The organism is Vibrio diabolicus (assembly GCF_011801455.1).
Classification (GTDB): Bacteria; Pseudomonadota; Gammaproteobacteria; order Enterobacterales; family Vibrionaceae; genus Vibrio; species Vibrio diabolicus.
In genome coordinates, this window is sequence record NZ_CP042451.1 from 650,644 (window position 1) to 666,904 (window position 16,261).

Annotated in this window: 11 protein-coding genes; 4 read left to right on the forward strand and 7 right to left on the reverse strand. The window is 46.7% G+C overall.

Annotated elements, in window-relative coordinates:
- Window positions 1-34: 34 nt before the first annotated feature.
- From panC to sfsA, 7 genes are all read right to left on the reverse strand, one after another.
- Window positions 35-940 carry a pantoate--beta-alanine ligase gene (panC, locus tag FR741_RS03200; protein WP_167426254.1) on the reverse strand — a complete coding sequence of 302 codons (906 nt, stop codon included), beginning with the start codon at window positions 938-940 and terminating at the stop codon, window positions 35-37.
- An 11-nt stretch (window positions 941-951) separates the two neighbouring features.
- A complete protein-coding gene (panB, locus tag FR741_RS03205) occupies window positions 952-1,746 on the reverse strand; it encodes a 3-methyl-2-oxobutanoate hydroxymethyltransferase (protein ID WP_005396718.1) in 795 nt (264 codons plus the stop codon).
- Between the two features lie 24 nt (window positions 1,747-1,770).
- Window positions 1,771-2,256 carry a 2-amino-4-hydroxy-6-hydroxymethyldihydropteridine diphosphokinase gene (gene folK, locus FR741_RS03210; RefSeq protein ID WP_048625962.1) on the reverse strand — a complete coding sequence of 162 codons (486 nt, stop codon included), beginning with the start codon at window positions 2,254-2,256 and terminating at the stop codon, window positions 1,771-1,773.
- A complete protein-coding gene (gene pcnB, locus FR741_RS03215) occupies window positions 2,253-3,620 on the reverse strand; it encodes a polynucleotide adenylyltransferase PcnB (RefSeq protein WP_046875073.1) in 1,368 nt (455 codons plus the stop codon). The genes folK and pcnB overlap by 4 nt, the downstream gene beginning before the upstream one ends.
- 101 nt (window positions 3,621-3,721) lie before the next feature.
- Complete coding sequence (gene gluQRS / locus FR741_RS03220; protein WP_053809212.1) at window positions 3,722-4,585, reverse strand: tRNA glutamyl-Q(34) synthetase GluQRS; 864 nt, start codon at window positions 4,583-4,585, stop codon at window positions 3,722-3,724.
- Between the two features lie 96 nt (window positions 4,586-4,681).
- The gene (dksA, locus tag FR741_RS03225; RefSeq protein ID WP_005386584.1) at window positions 4,682-5,128 is read right to left on the reverse strand and encodes an RNA polymerase-binding protein DksA; all 447 of its coding nucleotides are present in this window, start codon (window positions 5,126-5,128) and stop codon (window positions 4,682-4,684) included.
- Window positions 5,129-5,264: 136 nt separating this feature from the next.
- Window positions 5,265-5,981, reverse strand: a complete 717-nt coding sequence (gene sfsA, locus FR741_RS03230) for a DNA/RNA nuclease SfsA (protein ID WP_006743318.1) — start codon at window positions 5,979-5,981, stop codon at window positions 5,265-5,267.
- 66 nt (window positions 5,982-6,047) lie between these two features.
- On the opposite strand from sfsA, the gene hrpB reads away from it, so the two are divergent.
- The 4 genes from hrpB to acnB all read left to right on the forward strand — a co-directional run bounded on the left by hrpB (window position 6,048) and on the right by acnB (window position 16,200).
- A complete protein-coding gene (gene hrpB / locus FR741_RS03235; protein WP_167426255.1) occupies window positions 6,048-8,516 on the forward strand; it encodes an ATP-dependent helicase HrpB in 2,469 nt (822 codons plus the stop codon).
- A complete protein-coding gene (mrcB, locus tag FR741_RS03240; RefSeq protein WP_005396725.1) occupies window positions 8,509-10,881 on the forward strand; it encodes a penicillin-binding protein 1B in 2,373 nt (790 codons plus the stop codon). Before hrpB ends, mrcB begins: the two co-directional genes overlap by 8 nt.
- Before the next feature lie 122 nt (window positions 10,882-11,003).
- On the forward strand, window positions 11,004-13,334 hold the full coding sequence (locus tag FR741_RS03245; RefSeq protein WP_167426256.1) for a patatin-like phospholipase family protein: 2,331 nt from the start codon (window positions 11,004-11,006) through the stop codon (window positions 13,332-13,334).
- Window positions 13,335-13,602: 268 nt separating this feature from the next.
- A complete protein-coding gene (acnB, locus tag FR741_RS03250; protein WP_012841427.1) occupies window positions 13,603-16,200 on the forward strand; it encodes a bifunctional aconitate hydratase 2/2-methylisocitrate dehydratase in 2,598 nt (865 codons plus the stop codon).
- Window positions 16,201-16,261 lie beyond the last annotated feature (61 nt).

A 16,261-nucleotide genomic window follows, 5' to 3' on the forward strand; every position in this document is an offset into this window, starting at 1 on the left:
GAGTCGACCTTTTTACGTCTTGATGGCTCAGAGCTTACTCTGCGCTCTCTGAGTTTGTATTACTAGAGTCTGCTTCTTCCTTCGCTTCGACAACCATATCTACCGTTTGGTTATCGATAAGACGAGCTTTGCCTAAGAACGCAGACATCAGAATGACGGCTTGTGTCGTTTCTGACGTGATCACTTGTAAAGTACGAGCATCACGAATGAAGATCTCATCAGGATGCAAACCAGCAGCTCGCAGTTGGTCGCTCGCATCTTCGATGATCGATGCGTAGTCATCACGGCCGCCACGAATGGCACTACTGATCCAACGCATTGTACGAGCAAGCACTGGCGCACGCTGGCGCTCATCCAGCGTGAGTAAGCCATTGCGAGAGCTCATAGCTAACCCGTCCATTTCACGTACGGTTGGTACACCAATGATTTCAATGTCCATCGCAAGATCGACAACCATCTTGCGGATAACCGCAAGTTGTTGAAAATCTTTCTCACCAAAACAGGCCACATCTGGCTGAACGATGTTAAATAGCTTGTTTACGATGGTTGTGACGCCACGGAAATGACCTGGGCGTGAAGCCCCTTCGAGAATTGTCGATAGACCCGGAACATCAACAAACGTTTGTTTATCAAGCCCTTCAGGATAGATAACTTCTGGTGTTGGCGTAAATACCACATCGACCCCTTCAGAGGTCAACTTGCTTAAGTCTTCCTCTAGCGTACGTGGGTAATTATTTAAATCGTCTGCACGATCAAACTGCATCGGGTTAACAAAGATGCTTACGACAACGATATCAGCGTATTCGCGTGCTTTACGCACTAAAGTTAAGTGACCTTCGTGAAGGTTGCCCATGGTTGGGACAAACGCAATTTTACGACCTTCACGTTTAAAGGTTTTAAGGTGTTCACGAACTGCTGAGATTTCCGCAAAAGTTTGCATGCATTTATCCTCTAGGCAATGGTATGAGCGTCGTCTGGGAATACACCGTTGGCTACATCTTCAATATATTTAGCAACGGCTTTGCGCATATCACCTGTTTCAGCAAGAAAGTTTTTGGAGAATTTCGGCATGTAGTTGGCAGAGATACCGAACATATCATGCATCACGAGAATTTGACCATCTGTCACGTTACCAGCTCCAATACCGATAACAGGCACGTCGAGCACTTGCGTAATACGCTCAGCAAGCTCAGCAGGCACGCACTCTAGTAAGACGATTTGAGCGCCTGCTTCTTGCAGTGCTAACGCATCTTTCACCATGCGGTCCGCTTTTTCTTGATCGCGACCTTGAACTTTGTAACCACCAAAAATATTCACGGCTTGAGGAGTTAAACCAAGGTGAGCACAAACTGGAACCGAGCGTTCAGTGAGCATTTTTACAGTGTCGACTAGCCAGTCACCACCTTCAATTTTCACCATATTGGCACCCGCACGCATCAGTGTAGCCGCATTTTCGCAAGCTTGCTCTGGCGTGGTGTAGCTCATGAATGGCATGTCAGCCATCAACAAACAATTTGGGCTACCTGCGCGTACGCAACGAGTATGGTAAGCGATATCATCGACCGTTACTGGCAGAGTATCGTTGTGACCTTGCAAAACCATACCTAGAGAATCACCAACAAGAAGTACTGGCATTTCTTGGCTTTCAAACAGTTGGGCAAAGCTCGCATCATAAGCGGTTGAAGTAGCAAATTTACGACCTTCTTGCTTCCACTTGATTAGGTCGTTGATGGTCATTTTTTTCATGGTTTTATCCTTACTAGGAGTTGGCTATGACTGCCAGATACTGAGGCCGTTTCTATCTACTTGTTCCAGTAGTTCAGAGACCTCGGTCCCATCGGGGAGTTGTAAACTTGGTGCAATTTCCGCAAGAGGGTAGAGTACGAATTCACGCTCTTTCATTCCATAATGAGGAACGATCAGCCTCTCGGAATTAATCACCTCATTGCCATAAAGAACAATGTCGAGGTCCAAGGTTCTTGGTCCCCAACGTTCGTCTTTACGGACACGCCCTTGTTCTTGCTCAATGGCTTGTGTGCAATCGAGCAATTCAAGAGGCGTCAAACTGGTGTTAATCGACACAACCGCATTAATGTAATCCGGTTGGTTTTGTGGTCCCATTGGCGTGCTGCTGTATAGCGAAGAAGCCTGAACAAATTCTGATTTAGGCAGCGTTTTTAACGCTTCAATCGCTTGCTTCGCTTGGCTGACAGGATCAGCCAAGTTACTGCCTACCGCAATGTACGCTGTGATCATGACTTAGGCTTACTCTTTTTCTTGCGATAGGTTTTACGGCGGCGCTGACCACTCTTCGGTGATTGACCGTCTAGGTCGGCAGCCATTGCTTGACGCATTTCTCGGCCTGCATTTTGGAAAGTTTCCCACCACTTGGCAAGCTTCTGAGTGTCACCACCTTCAATTTCACCGCGCATTTCAAGAAAATCAAAGCCAGCTCTAAATTTATTGAGCTCCATCAGGCGGAATGCACGTTTACCGTTACGTCGAGGAAGGCGCAGCTGCAGCTGCCAAATCTCGCGAATGGTTGCTGTGTGGCGTCTTGGAATGGCAATTGTACGAACTTGTTCATCAAGAATGATGTTACTCGCTTCCATAATAGCGTCGTAATGGCCTAGGTTGCGCTCTTCCATCAGTTCATCGGCTTTCGCACACAGTGGGTACCACAGCATTGCAGCAAACATAAATGCTGGATTGATGCGTTTCCCATCTTCGATGCGCATGTCGGTAGAATCTAGGACAAGATCCAACATTTGCTCAGTGTGAGAGGAGTAATCTTCTGTAAAGTGCGCTGCAATCGTCGGGAATAGCTGTTGGAATAAGTTGTACTCACGCAGTAGGTGGTAGGTTTCTAGGCCATGACCGGATTGCAATAACTTGAGTGACTCTTCAAAAAGACGCGCTGACGGAATGTCACCGAGCAACGGTGCCATGTGTTCGATTGGTGCCGCGGTGTCTTCTTCGATATCAAAGTCCAGTTTTACTGCGAAGCGAACTGCACGCAACATACGTACTGGGTCTTCACGGTAGCGTGTTTCTGGATCGCCAATCAGCCGAATGAGGCGATCTTCTAAATCCTCAATACCACGTGCGTAGTCGTGAATCGAGTAATCCGCGATGTTGTAGTACATCGAGTTAATCGTGAAATCACGGCGCTCAGCATCTTCATCGATGGTGCCGTAGACATTGTCCCGCAGCAGCATTCCTTCTTTCGATTGCTGAGAGATGCTCTTATTCTTTTGCTCTTGGTGGTGACCACGGAATGTCGCAACCTCAATGATGTCTCGGCCAAACATAATGTGAGCCAAGCGGAAGCGGCGACCAATCAAACGGCAGTTACGAAATAGCTGTTTGATCTGTTCCGGCGTTGCGTTGGTCGCAATGTCAAAATCTTTTGGTTTCTGTCCAAGCAGTAAGTCTCGAACCCCGCCACCCACAAGAAAAGCATCGAAACCAGCACCATTTAGGCGGTACAGTACCTTCAGTGCATTATCACTGATCTGCTTACGCGAAATGTTGTGCTCTTCACGAGTTATTACATTGAGAGCGAGCTCTGGAATAGTGGCAGGTTCGCTTGGTGTATAGTCGTTTGTATTCATGTGCATCTGGCAATAACTGGGTTTAGTCCAATCTTGCTTTGGTTAGTTTTTGCGCCTCTAGGGCCTAATTTGCGGCTAATGATAGCCTACACAATGCCATTTGAGAATCACGGTGTGATCTCGATCTCTGTTGGAAGCTGTTCCAAGCGCCAGTTTTCGCAGCCCCAACGAAGAATCTCTTCTATGTTGGCCGCTTTTATGGCTTCCGGTATCTCGAAGCCCAAAAATGTCATGGCGCGTAATAGAGTAGGCTTTGGTGTCTCTATATCAATAGCCGTCGCGTGATTTTGTTTCGACAGTTTATTGCCGTTGTTGTCCATCGCCAATGGTAAATGCAAGTAGCTGACTTCAGGCTGCCTAAGTATCTGGTACAGACTTATTTGACGCCCTGTTGGCTCGATTAAGTCTGCACCACGCACGACTTCTGTGACGCCTTGGTCGATGTCGTCCAATACTACCGCAAGATTATAAGCAAATAATCCATCTCGACGTTTAATAATGAAATCTTCATTAACGAGTTGCTCTGGAATCTTAATTGTTCCACGCTTCTGATCGAAGAAATGAGCGACAGGCTTGGTCATTTTTAGGCGAATCGCGCCGTCTTTCAAGTTTTTATCGCGGCAAGTGCCAGGATAAAACCCGCCATGCTCTTTAATTTGCTTTCGAGTACATTGGCAATAATAGGCCTCACCATTTTCGAGCCATGTGTTTATTTGGGCTTGGTAAAGGTCATGACGTTCACTCTGGTATACCACCTCTCCATCCCAATGCAGCTGATAGGCTTTGAGCGCATCTAGGATAAGTTGCGCCGCACCTGGCATTTCTCTTGGTGGGTCCAAGTCCTCAATACGTACTAACCAGGTTCCGTTGTGTGCTTTCGCTTGAAAATAGCTGCCAAGAGCGGCAATCAGTGAACCAAAATGTAAAGGACCAGAAGGAGATGGGGCGAATCGACCTACATAGCGTGTCATGCGTGTATCTCGAATTTAGTAAACAAATGGGATGCAAAGGTAGTCAAAACAAAAAGGGAGCCTGAGCTCCCTTCAATAATCATAATGCTTGGTTGATTAACCTTGCATTTGCTTCTCTTTGATTTCTGCAAGTGTTTTACAGTCAATACATAGGTCAGCGGTTGGACGTGCTTCAAGACGGCGAACGCCAATCTCTACGCCACAAGACTCACAGAAGCCAAAATCGTCTTCTTTGATTTTATCCAAAGTCTTTTCAATCTTCTTGATCAAACGGCGTTCGCGGTCGCGGTTACGCAGTTCTAGGCTGAACTCTTCCTCTTGAGAGGCGCGGTCAACTGGATCTGGGAAGTTTGCTGCTTCGTCCTGCATGTGGTGAACGGTACGATCCACTTCAGCTCTCAGCTGGTCGCGCCAAGCTGTTAAGATTTTCGTAAAGTGTTCAACCTGCTCTGGTGACATGTACTCTTCACCAGGTTTTTCCTGATATGGCTCCACGCCGGCAATGGCTAGGATGCCTATCGTTTTCTTCTTTGATTCTGGCATACAGCATCTCCTACTTACACCTAGTCAACTGCTACGCAGTCAATTTAAGGCGGGTATCTATAGCAAAAAGAGGCGGTGCAAGCAAATACTGAATCGCAAAGTTATCGTCAATGTGAAGACGACATCATTTTTTCTCTTAATTGATAAAATCAATAGCGGAAATCAGCTTCATTCCAGTATCGCTCAGTTCAGCTTTGTAGCAGAGAACTTCCACTCCAGCGTCTTGTGCTTGTTTGAGTAATAGTGAATATTTCGCGTCTATATGGTGCGCCGCGGATACTTTTTCAATACCTGAATGTAAAACAGTGAATAAAAGTATGGCTCTACTTCCATTTTGTGCCATTTCTGTGAGCTCTCTCAGGTGCTTTTGTCCCCGAGTCGTGACCGCATCTGGGAAGTATCCTTGTCCAGTAGAGTCGGTCTCATCAAGAAGAGTGACGCTTTTCACTTCTATATAGCACTTTGGCTTGTTGTCTGCGCTGAGCAAGATATCAATTCGGCTATTTTCATTACCGTATTTCACCTCAGTTTGAAGTGTGTCATAACCACAAAGCTCTGAAATGACATTATTTTCAATAGCCTCAACGGCTAATTGGTTGGCGCGCGCGGTATTGATACAAATGCGGTGGCCTTGTTCGGTTTCACTCAACTCCCAACTATTGGGATATTTTCGTTTCGGGTTGTCGGAAGTGGAAAACCAAACTTTGTTTCCGGGTGTCGCACAACCTGTCATAGCGCCAGTGTTTGCGCAGTGGATAGTACGAACTTCACCGGTATCGAGTTCGATATCGGCAAGAAAGCGTTTATAGCGTTTGAGTAGAGTGGCGGACTCTAAAGCGGGTGTGAAATGCATTTGCTTATTTAGACAAAAATTTTTTTATGTACAATGTTGCCACCATTACACCACAAGGTATTTCCTTTGTCACAATTGCCGATTGAAGCCGTGATGCCTGAGTTGCTGACGGCGGTCAAAAATCAACATCAAGTGATCTTAAAAGCGGCGCCTGGTGCCGGTAAGTCGACTTACTTCCCTTTGCAGTTACTCTTAAATCATTCGGTTGCTGGCAAAATCATCATGCTCGAACCAAGACGACTCGCGGCGCGTAACATTGCCCGTTATCTTGCTGAGCAATTAGGAGAGCAAGTAGGTCAACGCGTGGGTTATCGAGTTCGTGGCGAGGCAAAGGTAAGTTCTGCAACGCAGTTGGAGATCGTGACCGAAGGGATCATGACTCGGATGATTCAAACTGCCCCTGAACTGGATGGTGTTGATCTGCTGATCTTTGATGAGTTTCATGAACGCAGTATTCATGCTGATACTGCCTTGGCATTCAGTTTAGAAGTGCAAGAGGCATTGCGAGATGATCTCAAGTTGGTGGTGATGTCGGCAACGCTTGATCAACAAGCCTTACAGTCGTTGTTGCCGGAAGCCAGTTATATTGAATCAGAAGGACGCAGTTTCGACGTAGAAATGCGTTACCAACCGTTAGGTGTGAATGATCATTTACCTACGAGTATGGCAAAAACAATAGAAAGCCTTATGAATAAAGAATCCGGCTCTTTGTTGGCTTTCCTACCGGGCGTTGGGGCCATTAAACAAGTCGAAGAACGTTTATCTCATTTGGCGGATGATATTGAAGTGTGTCCGCTTTATGGGCAACTGAGCTTTACTGAGCAACAAAAAGCCATCACGCCGGCAGAACACGGCAAGCGTAAAGTCGTACTCGCGACCAACATCGCAGAAACTTCACTGACGATTGAAGGCATTCGCCTTGTGGTTGATTCTGGGTTAGAGCGTATTGCCCGGTTTGATTTGAAAAACGGTTTAACACGCTTAGAGCAAACACGCATTGCACAGTCTTCAGCGATTCAGCGTGCAGGACGAGCAGGGCGGATCGAAGAGGGCATTTGTGTTCGTCTTTATTCTGAAAGTCAGTTCAAGCAGCAACCGCTGGTTCCCCAACCTGAAATTTTGCATTCCGATTTGGCGAGTTTAGTTATGGAGCTCGCATTTTGGGGAGCGAGTGATATCCACGATCTCAAGTGGCTTGATGTTCCCGCTAATCCGTCATTGGAACAAGCTAAGCAGCTATTGGTGTCATTGGGACTACTGACGGAAAAAGGGCAATTAACGTCCGAAGGAAAACAGGCGCATGAACTAGGCGTTGAGCCTCGTGCGGCTGCGATGCTAATTAAAGCGCAATCTTACAGTGATAAGATGTTAAATGCTGCTTTGGCGGCGGTCGCACTGATTGAAGAGCCAGAGAGAAACGTTACCAATATCGCTCATAGCTTGCATCGTTGGCTTGTTGGTACTCATCCAAAAAAGTCGCTGTTGTTCAAGCGTGCTCAATCTCTAGCGTACAAATTGGATACGGTATTTGACCTGAAAGGCGTGGATGAAGATGCATTACCGCTGGTGTTAAGTTTGGCATTTCCAGATCGCATTGCGCAGCAGCGCACAAATCAATTTGGGCGATTTACTTTGGCTAATGGTCATGGTGCAGAATGTCGTCAGGAAGACATGCTAGGTGGCTGTGAGTATTTGGTTGCCGTTGACTTAATGCGTTCTCATTCTAACTCCAGTCAAATTCATTCGGCATGTGAATTGGATGTCAATATATTGCGAGCGACCTTTGAAGCGCTATTTTCGTCTGAAGAAGTTGTAGACTGGGATGAAAAAAGAGGGCGTCTAATGGCTGAGCGACAAACAAAACTCGGTCAGCTGGTGGTTGAACGCGAGCCTTTGCCAAGCCCTGGCAAAGAAAAAATGACACAAGCTTTACTCACGTATGTCCGCCGCCAGGGCTTACAGAGTCTAAACTGGACACCGGCAGCGGAGAGCTTGTTGGCTCGGGTTCGTTGTGCGGTGGAATGGTTACCCGAGCAATCATGGCCAATGTTTGATGAAGCCAGTTTGCTGGATTCATTAGAAGAGTGGTTAGAGCCGTACATGACGTCCGTCAGTTCGGTTAACGATTTGAGCAAGATAAACTTGGTCGAAGCGCTGAACGCTCGATTAGGTTGGCCACTCAATCAACAACTGGATGAATGGTTACCAGAGCATTACCAACTGCCTACAGGTTCAAAGAAGCGTATCCGTTACCAGTATGGCCATGAGCCGAAATTATCGGTGCGTATGCAAGAGGTATTTGGTGAGAGTGGCTCCCCTACGGTAGCGCTTGGTCGTAAGCGTTTGGTGCTTGAACTGCTTTCGCCGGCACAACGTCCGCTGCAAGTGACGTCTGACTTGGCGGCTTTCTGGAACGGAAGCTATAAAGACGTTCAAAAAGAGATGAAAGGGCGCTACCCAAAACACGTTTGGCCAGATGATCCTGCCAATCATGTAGCAACTACGAAAACAAAAAGACAATTGAATAATGACTAACAGCAAGAAGCCTAGCGCGAAAAAAGCGCCAGCGAAGAAAAGTACAACCAATAAAGGAACGACAAAACCGACTCGACGCACACCGAGTAAAAAGCCGGCTAACGAGAAACGTTCGTGGCTGAAAGTTTTGTGGTCATTTAGCTGGAAAGCCGGTGTTGCGCTTGCCGCTGTTTTGCTGTTTGTGGGTATTTATTTAGATAGTGTCGTGAAAGAGCGCTTTGAAGGCCAGCTGTTTGAACTGCCAACGGTGGTTTATGCTCGCATCTTGAACTTAAATCCGGGTGAAAATATCACCATTCAAGAACTGCGCAACGAGCTGGATGTACTGAATTACCGTAAGGTAAGTCAGCCTCGCTATCCTGGTGAGTACTCTTCTTCTTCCACTCGTATTGAGCTGATCCGTCGTCCATTTGAATTTGCCGATGGTCCTGAACCGGATCGTCACGTGATGCTCCATTTTTCAGATTCTGGCTTACAGCGTATTCAGTCTTTAGAGTCCCGAGGTGATCTTGGTTACTTACGCTTAGAGCCTAAGATGTTGGGGATGCTGGAGAAAGATCAAGATGAGCAGCGTCTGTTCTTGCGTCGTGATCAGTTCCCGGAAATTTTAGTTGATGCACTGCTTGCGACCGAAGACCGGGATTTTTATCAACACGATGGGGTGTCTCCACTCGCGATTGCACGAGCAATGGTTGCAAACATTAAAGCGGGTCGTACTGTTCAAGGTGGTAGTACGCTAACTCAGCAGTTGGCGAAAAACCTGTTTTTGACCCGTGATAAGACGCTGTGGCGCAAAGTTAGAGAAGCGTATATTGCGTTAATTTTGGATTACCGTTACAGCAAAGATCGTATTTTGGAAGCCTACCTTAACGAAGTGTATCTAGGGCAAAGCGGTGGTGAAGCGATCCACGGGTTTGGCTTGGCATCGCGTTATTACTTTGGACAACCGATCCAAGAGCTGCGAATCGATCAGCTGGCGATGTTAGTTGGGATGGTAAAAGGACCATCTTACTACAATCCAATTCGTTACCCTGAGCGCACGAAAGAGCGCCGCGATCTTGTATTACGTTTGTTGATGCAGCAAAACATGCTGACATCTGAGCAGTATGAGCAAGCCGTCAGTCGTTCGCTTGATACGCAGAGTAAACCACGTATTGCGAGCCGTCAGCCCGCTTATTTCCAACAATTGAGCATTGAATTGAAAGAAAAAGTGGGGGAGCGATTTAAAGCGGAAACCGGACTACGCGTGTTTACGTCTCTGGATCCGGTATCGCAAAGCAAAATGGAGCAAGCCATCGCGAAAAAGATCCCGGAGCTAGCTAAACGAGGCGGTAAAGAATTAGAAGCCGCTGCAGTCGCGGTTGATCGTCATAGTGGTGAAATCCGTGCCATGGTTGGCGGTAAACGTGTTGGTTATGAAGGTTTTAACCGCGCGCTCAATGCCAGTCGTCCAATTGGTTCTCTAGTTAAACCAGCGATTTACTTGACGGCTTTAGAACAACCGGAAAAATATAACCTAGGCACGACGCTGCACGACACGCCGCTAAGCCTGAAAAGCAGTAAAGGTAATGTATGGACACCGCGTAACTACGACCGAAAATACCGTGGTGATGTGCCACTCTACATTGCTTTAGCGAAGTCACTCAACGTGCCAACGGTGCGCTTAGGCATGGCGCTTGGTATCCCAGAAGTATCCGATACTTTAGAGCGTTTGGGCGTCAACAAAGACGAAATCCGCCCAGTGCCTTCGATGTTTTTGGGCTCGTTTTCTTTGACGCCGTTTGAAGTCGCGCAGATGTATCAGACACTGACGAACTCAGGCAAACGTGCGAAACTGACCGCTCTGCGTTCAGTGATGGATATGGAAGGTAATGTGCTTTATCAATCCTTGCCTCGTTCATCAAGAGCCGTGGATGAGCAAGCAGCATGGCTAACGACCTACGCGATGAAACAGGGGGTTGCTCAAGGTACAGGCCGCTTCTTACAAAGCCAGTTTGGTTGGGCTGCACTGGCAGGAAAAACGGGTACCAGTAACGATAACCGCGATAGCTGGTTTGTCGGTGTTGATGGCCGTGAAGTGACGACAATTTGGCTAGGCCGCGACGATAACAAACCGGTTCATCTAACGGGATCGAGCGGTGCATTACGAGTGTACGCAGAGTATTTGAAGCAACGCATTCCTGAGCGTTTAGAGCTTCCATGGCCAAGAGAGATCACCACGTTAGGATTTAAGCCGACATCAGATGGTGGTTTAGAAATGAACTGTCGTAGTGATTATAAACTGCCAGTTTGGGATAAAACGGGTCAAATAAAGCAGCAGTGTGAGAAGAAATCAAACTGGCTTAACAGCTTATTTGATTGGTAGCATCGCCAAATCAACAACATTAGCTTGTCTCTCTGGTCAATTCTTAGTACATATTAGGGCGTGTTAGTGCGGTGCTGCTAGCACGCCCTACTTGATAAGAAATTCAACAAAGGAAGAAGTGAATGTTCAAAAAGCTGTTATCAAGCCCGTCGACTCGCCATTTCGCGCTTTGGGTTAGTGCCTTTTTGATCACCACTCCTTCAGTTTCCCTCGCAAACTCTCTAGCAAAAACGGATGACTTGGAGCCTCGCCCAAAGGTGGCGGTTGTGCTCGCTGGTGGCGGAGCAAAAGGCGCTGCGCATATCGGCGTTCTCAAAGCATTAGAAGAGATGCAGATCCCGGTCGATATCGTAACGGGCACCAGTATGGGCGCCTATGTGGGTGGGCTCTATGCCACGGGGATGAGTGCTGATGAAATCGAGAGTTTTATCTACACCGTCGATTGGAGCAGTGGTTATCGAGATCGTGTCGACCGCAGTCAACGCCGAGTTCGTGATAAAGAGTATGAAGACCGCTATCAAATTAACACTGACCTCGGCTTAAGATTTGGTGAGGTTCGTGCCCCAACGGGTGTCGTGCAAGGCCAGAACATGTTGCGCGTATTGCGAGAGACTACAGGGAACTTAGGGCGATTCGATTCTTTTGATGATCTTGCCATTCCTTATCGCTCTGTGGCGACAGATATTCTTGCGCTAGAGGAAGTGGTTCTTGGCAATGGCTACCTCGTGGACGCCATGATGGCCAGTATGTCTGTACCAGGAGCGCTCCCTCCCTATAAGCTCAATGGCCATATGCTTGTCGATGGTGGTGTCGTTAATAATATGCCTGTCGATGTGGCTCGCGCTATGGGGGCAGATGTTGTTATTGCTGTTGATATTAGCACCGACTACAAAACCGAAGATGAGTTTACCGGGCTGTTTACTGTAGCGGATCAACTTTCTAATTACCTAGTCCGTCGCAGTACGCAACAGCAAGTGGACGAGCTTGAACCTCAAGATATTTATATTCGTCCCAATGTGGGGACCATGGAAACGGTCGAGTTCGACAAAATGCCTTGGGCTTTTCAAGCGGGTTACGATATTACCAAGCAGCTTGAAGATAAGCTGCTTGGTCTAAGTTTATCGAACGCAGAATACCAAAAGTACATCGATCACAAGCAAGAGGTACGTAAGACGCTGGTTTACGGTGATAAACGCATTGTTGATGACATTGTGATAGTGAATAACACCCACTACAGCGATGTATTACTTACTAACCGTATTCAATTGAAAACAGGTCGTCGTATTCCAACGGCTGAAATAGAAAAAGCCGTTGAAAATCTCTATGCGTTGGATCGTTTTGAGTTAATCACTTACCACTTTGAAGATGTTGATGGTAAAACATTGTTGGTTTTTGATGTTAACGAAAAGTCGTGGGGGCCAAATTACGTTAACTTTCGATTTTTCCTTGAAGATGACTTCGATACGGATAGCCAATACGGCATCGGTATGTCGACCAATTTTACTAATTTAAATTCGCATGGTGCGGAGTTGGCGTTCAACGTAGAAATGGGCACGGATAAGCTGATAGAAGCTGAGTTGTATTCGCCTGTTTTATCTAGCCAAGCGCTTTTTGTTGCTGGCCGTGTTGGATACAGCAGTGAAGATAGAAACTTACCTTTTAGCGAGTTTGAAAACCCGGACCTCAGCTCAGTTAACGACTTCTTACCCGTTTCCTATAATGACTTTGCTTCAGAACTGGCTATTGGCATTCAACCTACGTTATGGCAAGAGTTGCGCCTTGGTGCTCGTTACTCTACAGGAGATATTGAGCTGTCTACCTTGGCCTCGGCAGGGCAGCTAGACTTCGAGCGCAAAGGTATATTTGCGAGCTATCGACTCGATACGCTTGATGATTTTGCATTTCCTACTCGCGGACTGCTGGTCGATCTTGAATATTTCGTATCTCATGACAAGAGTCCGGAAGGCATCACTCTGCTCGACACGGAAAAGATGATTGAAGATACTGTGTATGAAATCTCCGCGCGATTCAAAGGTGCGGTCAGTCATCAGCGTCATACTTTAGTCGGACATGCAGAATATAGCTTTGTAGAAAGTAAAAATTCATCGGTTCCACTTGATCCGAGAGAGTTAGGCGGCTTTTTAAACCTATCTGGCATCCCAAGAAATAGCTTGATTGGACAGAACCTGTTTTTTAGTAGCTTGGTGTACCGATACAAATGGTTCGACAATGACTTTGGACTATTTGAAGCGCCAGTCTACCTCGGTGCATCAGTGGAATACGGTGGAGTTTGGTCAGATAATGATCTGAAGCTGAATGAAGCGCCACTTTACAATGCTGGCTCTATTTTCTTTGGTGTTGACTCACCAATCGGGCCAATTATGTTGGCTTATGGTCGTACTGAGCAGGATATGGATGCTGTGTATTTGATCGTAGGAACGTCGTTTAATTAACCGGGTATAAGAAAGCAAAAACTTGGCATATTTGGTCAAAATTAGCAGAACTTTAGTCGTAAGTTGCTATGTTGGTCAAAATGATAAGATTTTAATTTAAGGTTAAATTTGCTATTATTTTGCCCACAGTTTGGCCTCTACGGCGCTGTTTCTCAATCATAATTGAATGAAAACAAGGGCAATGGAGAGCCAAGTTTCCAAGGATGTTCACTCCTTTACTTTAACAATAGTAATAATAGAGGAGGAACCGCAATGAGAGGAAAAAGTCGTGCTTGAAGCCTACCGTAAACACGTCGAAGAGCGTGCTGCTGAAGGAGTTGTTCCTAAACCGCTAGACGCAGAACAAGTTGCTGGACTTGTAGAACTTCTGAAAAATCCCCCGCAAGGTGAAGAAGAGTTCATTCTTGACCTACTTGAAAACCGTATCCCTCCAGGTGTTGATGAAGCTGCTTATGTAAAAGCGGGTTTCCTAACAGCAGTAGCAAAAGGTGAAGTTAAATCACCATTAGTGAGTCGTGAAAAAGCGGCTGAACTGCTAGGCACTATGCAAGGTGGTTACAACATCGAGCCGCTAGTTGAGCTACTTGATGACGAAGCACTGGCAGAGATTGCTGTAGAAGCATTGTCTCATACACTTCTGATGTTTGATGCTTTCTATGATGTAGAAGAGAAAGCAAAAGCAGGCAATGCGCATGCACAGAAAGTACTTCAGTCATGGGCTGATGCTGAGTGGTTCCTTTCTAAGCCTAAGCTTGAAGAAAAAGTCACTCTAACTGTATTTAAAGTAACAGGTGAAACGAACACGGATGACCTTTCACCTGCACCTGATGCTTGGTCTCGTCCTGATATCCCAGTGCACGCACTTGCGATGCTGAAGAACGAGCGTGAAGGCATCAATCCTGATCAACCGGGCAATATTGGTCCGATCAAGCAAATTGAAGAATTGAAAGAAAAAGGTCACCAATTGGTTTACGTTGGTGATGTTGTGGGTACTGGTTCTTCACGTAAATCTGCAACCAACTCAGTACTTTGGTTCATGGGAGATGATATCCCTTACGTTCCAAACAAACGTGCTGGTGGTTATGTGCTTGGTGGTAAAATTGCACCTATCTTCTTCAACACAATGGAAGATGCGGGCGCACTACCAATCGAAGTCGACGTGACTAAGCTCAACATGGGCGATGTTATCGATGTTTACCCATATGAAGGTAAAGTTTGTAATCACGAAACAGGTGAAGTTTTAGCTGAGTTCTCGCTGAAAACGGAAGTACTGATTGATGAAGTTCGTGCTGGCGGTCGTATCCCATTGATCATCGGTCGTGGTTTGACAGACAAAGCGCGTCAATCGCTAGGTCTTGAGCCTTCGGATGTATTCCGTAAACCTGGTGAAATTGCAGATTCTGGCAAGGGTTACACGCTTGCACAGAAAATGGTTGGTAAAGCGTGTGGCGTAGAAGGCATTCGCCCTGGTACCTACTGTGAGCCGAAGATGACGACAGTAGGCTCGCAAGATACTACCGGCCCTATGACTCGTGATGAACTTAAAGACTTGGCGTGTTTGGGCTTCTCTGCTGACCTTGTCATGCAGTCTTTCTGTCACACCTCTGCGTACCCAAAACCAGTAGACGTAAACACGCACCACACACTTCCGGACTTTATCATGAACCGCGGTGGCGTATCTCTTCGCCCGGGTGACGGTATTATCCACTCATGGCTAAACCGTATGCTACTACCGGATACAGTTGGTACTGGTGGTGACTCACATACTCGTTTCCCGCTAGGTATTTCATTCCCAGCAGGTTCGGGTTTGGTTGCCTTTGCTGCTGCGACAGGCGTTATGCCACTAGATATGCCTGAGTCAATCTTGGTTCGCTTTAAAGGTGAAATGCAACCGGGTATCACACTACGTGACCTTGTTCATGCCATCCCTTACTACGCGATTCAGCAAGGTCTACTAACGGTAGAAAAAGCGGGCAAGATCAACGAATTCTCTGGCCGTATCCTTGAGATTGAAGGCCTAGAAACGCTAACAGTTGAGCAAGCATTTGAGCTTTCTGATGCTTCTGCTGAGCGTTCTGCGGCAGGTTGTACTGTGAAACTGTCGCAAGAGTCGATCGAAGAGTACCTAAACTCTAACATTGTAATGCTGAAGTGGATGATCTCTGAAGGTTACGGTGACCGCCGTACTATCGAACGTCGTATTACAGCGATGGAAGAGTGGCTAGCAAATCCTGAGCTGATGCAAGCGGATAAAGACGCTGAATATGCACATGTAATTGAAATCGATATGGCTGAAATCAATGAGCCAGTACTATGTGCACCGAATGATCCGGATGACGCTCGCTTGTTGTCTGAAGTACAAGGCACAGCGATTGATGAAGTGTTCATCGGTTCTTGTATGACTAACATCGGTCACTTCCGCGCTGCGGGTAAGCTGCTAGATAAGTTCAACGGACAGCTTGCAACTCGTCTATGGATCGCTCCGCCAACGAAGATGGACAAGGATCAGCTAACGGAAGAGGGTTATTACGGTATCTTTGGCCGTGCTGGGGTTCGAATCGAAACACCAGGATGTTCACTGTGTATGGGTAACCAAGCGCGTGTTGCAGACAAATCAACAGTGATGTCTACCTCAACGCGTAACTTCCCGAACCGTCTAGGTACTGGTGCGAATGTTTACCTGTCGTCTGCGGAACTAGCTGCCGTAGGTGCAATCCTTGGTAAGATTCCAACTAAAGAAGAGTACTTGGAGTATGCGAAGCAAATTGATGCAACCGCTACAGATACTTACCGCTACTTGAACTTCCATAAAATGGATCAGTACACCAAGAAAGCGGATGAAGTGATCTTCCAAGAGCCTGCATAAGTTTAACTGCACAATTAAAAAGCACCTCAAACGAGGTGCTTTTTTTATGGGCGCAATTCGC

What these genes read in the sequence shown, in the direction of transcription:
- gluQRS (WP_053809212.1), bottom strand. Translation starts at nt 4,585, where the DNA reads ATGACACGCTATGTAGGTCGATTCGCCCCATCTCCTTCTGGTCCTTTA.
- FR741_RS03245 (WP_167426256.1), top strand. Translation starts at nt 11,004, where the DNA reads ATGTTCAAAAAGCTGTTATCAAGCCCGTCGACTCGCCATTTCGCGCTT.
- folK (WP_048625962.1), bottom strand. Translation starts at nt 2,256, where the DNA reads ATGATCACAGCGTACATTGCGGTAGGCAGTAACTTGGCTGATCCTGTC.
- mrcB (WP_005396725.1), top strand. Translation starts at nt 8,509, where the DNA reads ATGACTAACAGCAAGAAGCCTAGCGCGAAAAAAGCGCCAGCGAAGAAA.
- dksA (WP_005386584.1), bottom strand. Translation starts at nt 5,128, where the DNA reads ATGCCAGAATCAAAGAAGAAAACGATAGGCATCCTAGCCATTGCCGGC.
- pcnB (WP_046875073.1), bottom strand. Translation starts at nt 3,620, where the DNA reads ATGCACATGAATACAAACGACTATACACCAAGCGAACCTGCCACTATT.
- sfsA (WP_006743318.1), bottom strand. Translation starts at nt 5,981, where the DNA reads ATGCATTTCACACCCGCTTTAGAGTCCGCCACTCTACTCAAACGCTAT.
- panC (WP_167426254.1), bottom strand. Translation starts at nt 940, where the DNA reads ATGCAAACTTTTGCGGAAATCTCAGCAGTTCGTGAACACCTTAAAACC.
- panB (WP_005396718.1), bottom strand. Translation starts at nt 1,746, where the DNA reads ATGAAAAAAATGACCATCAACGACCTAATCAAGTGGAAGCAAGAAGGT.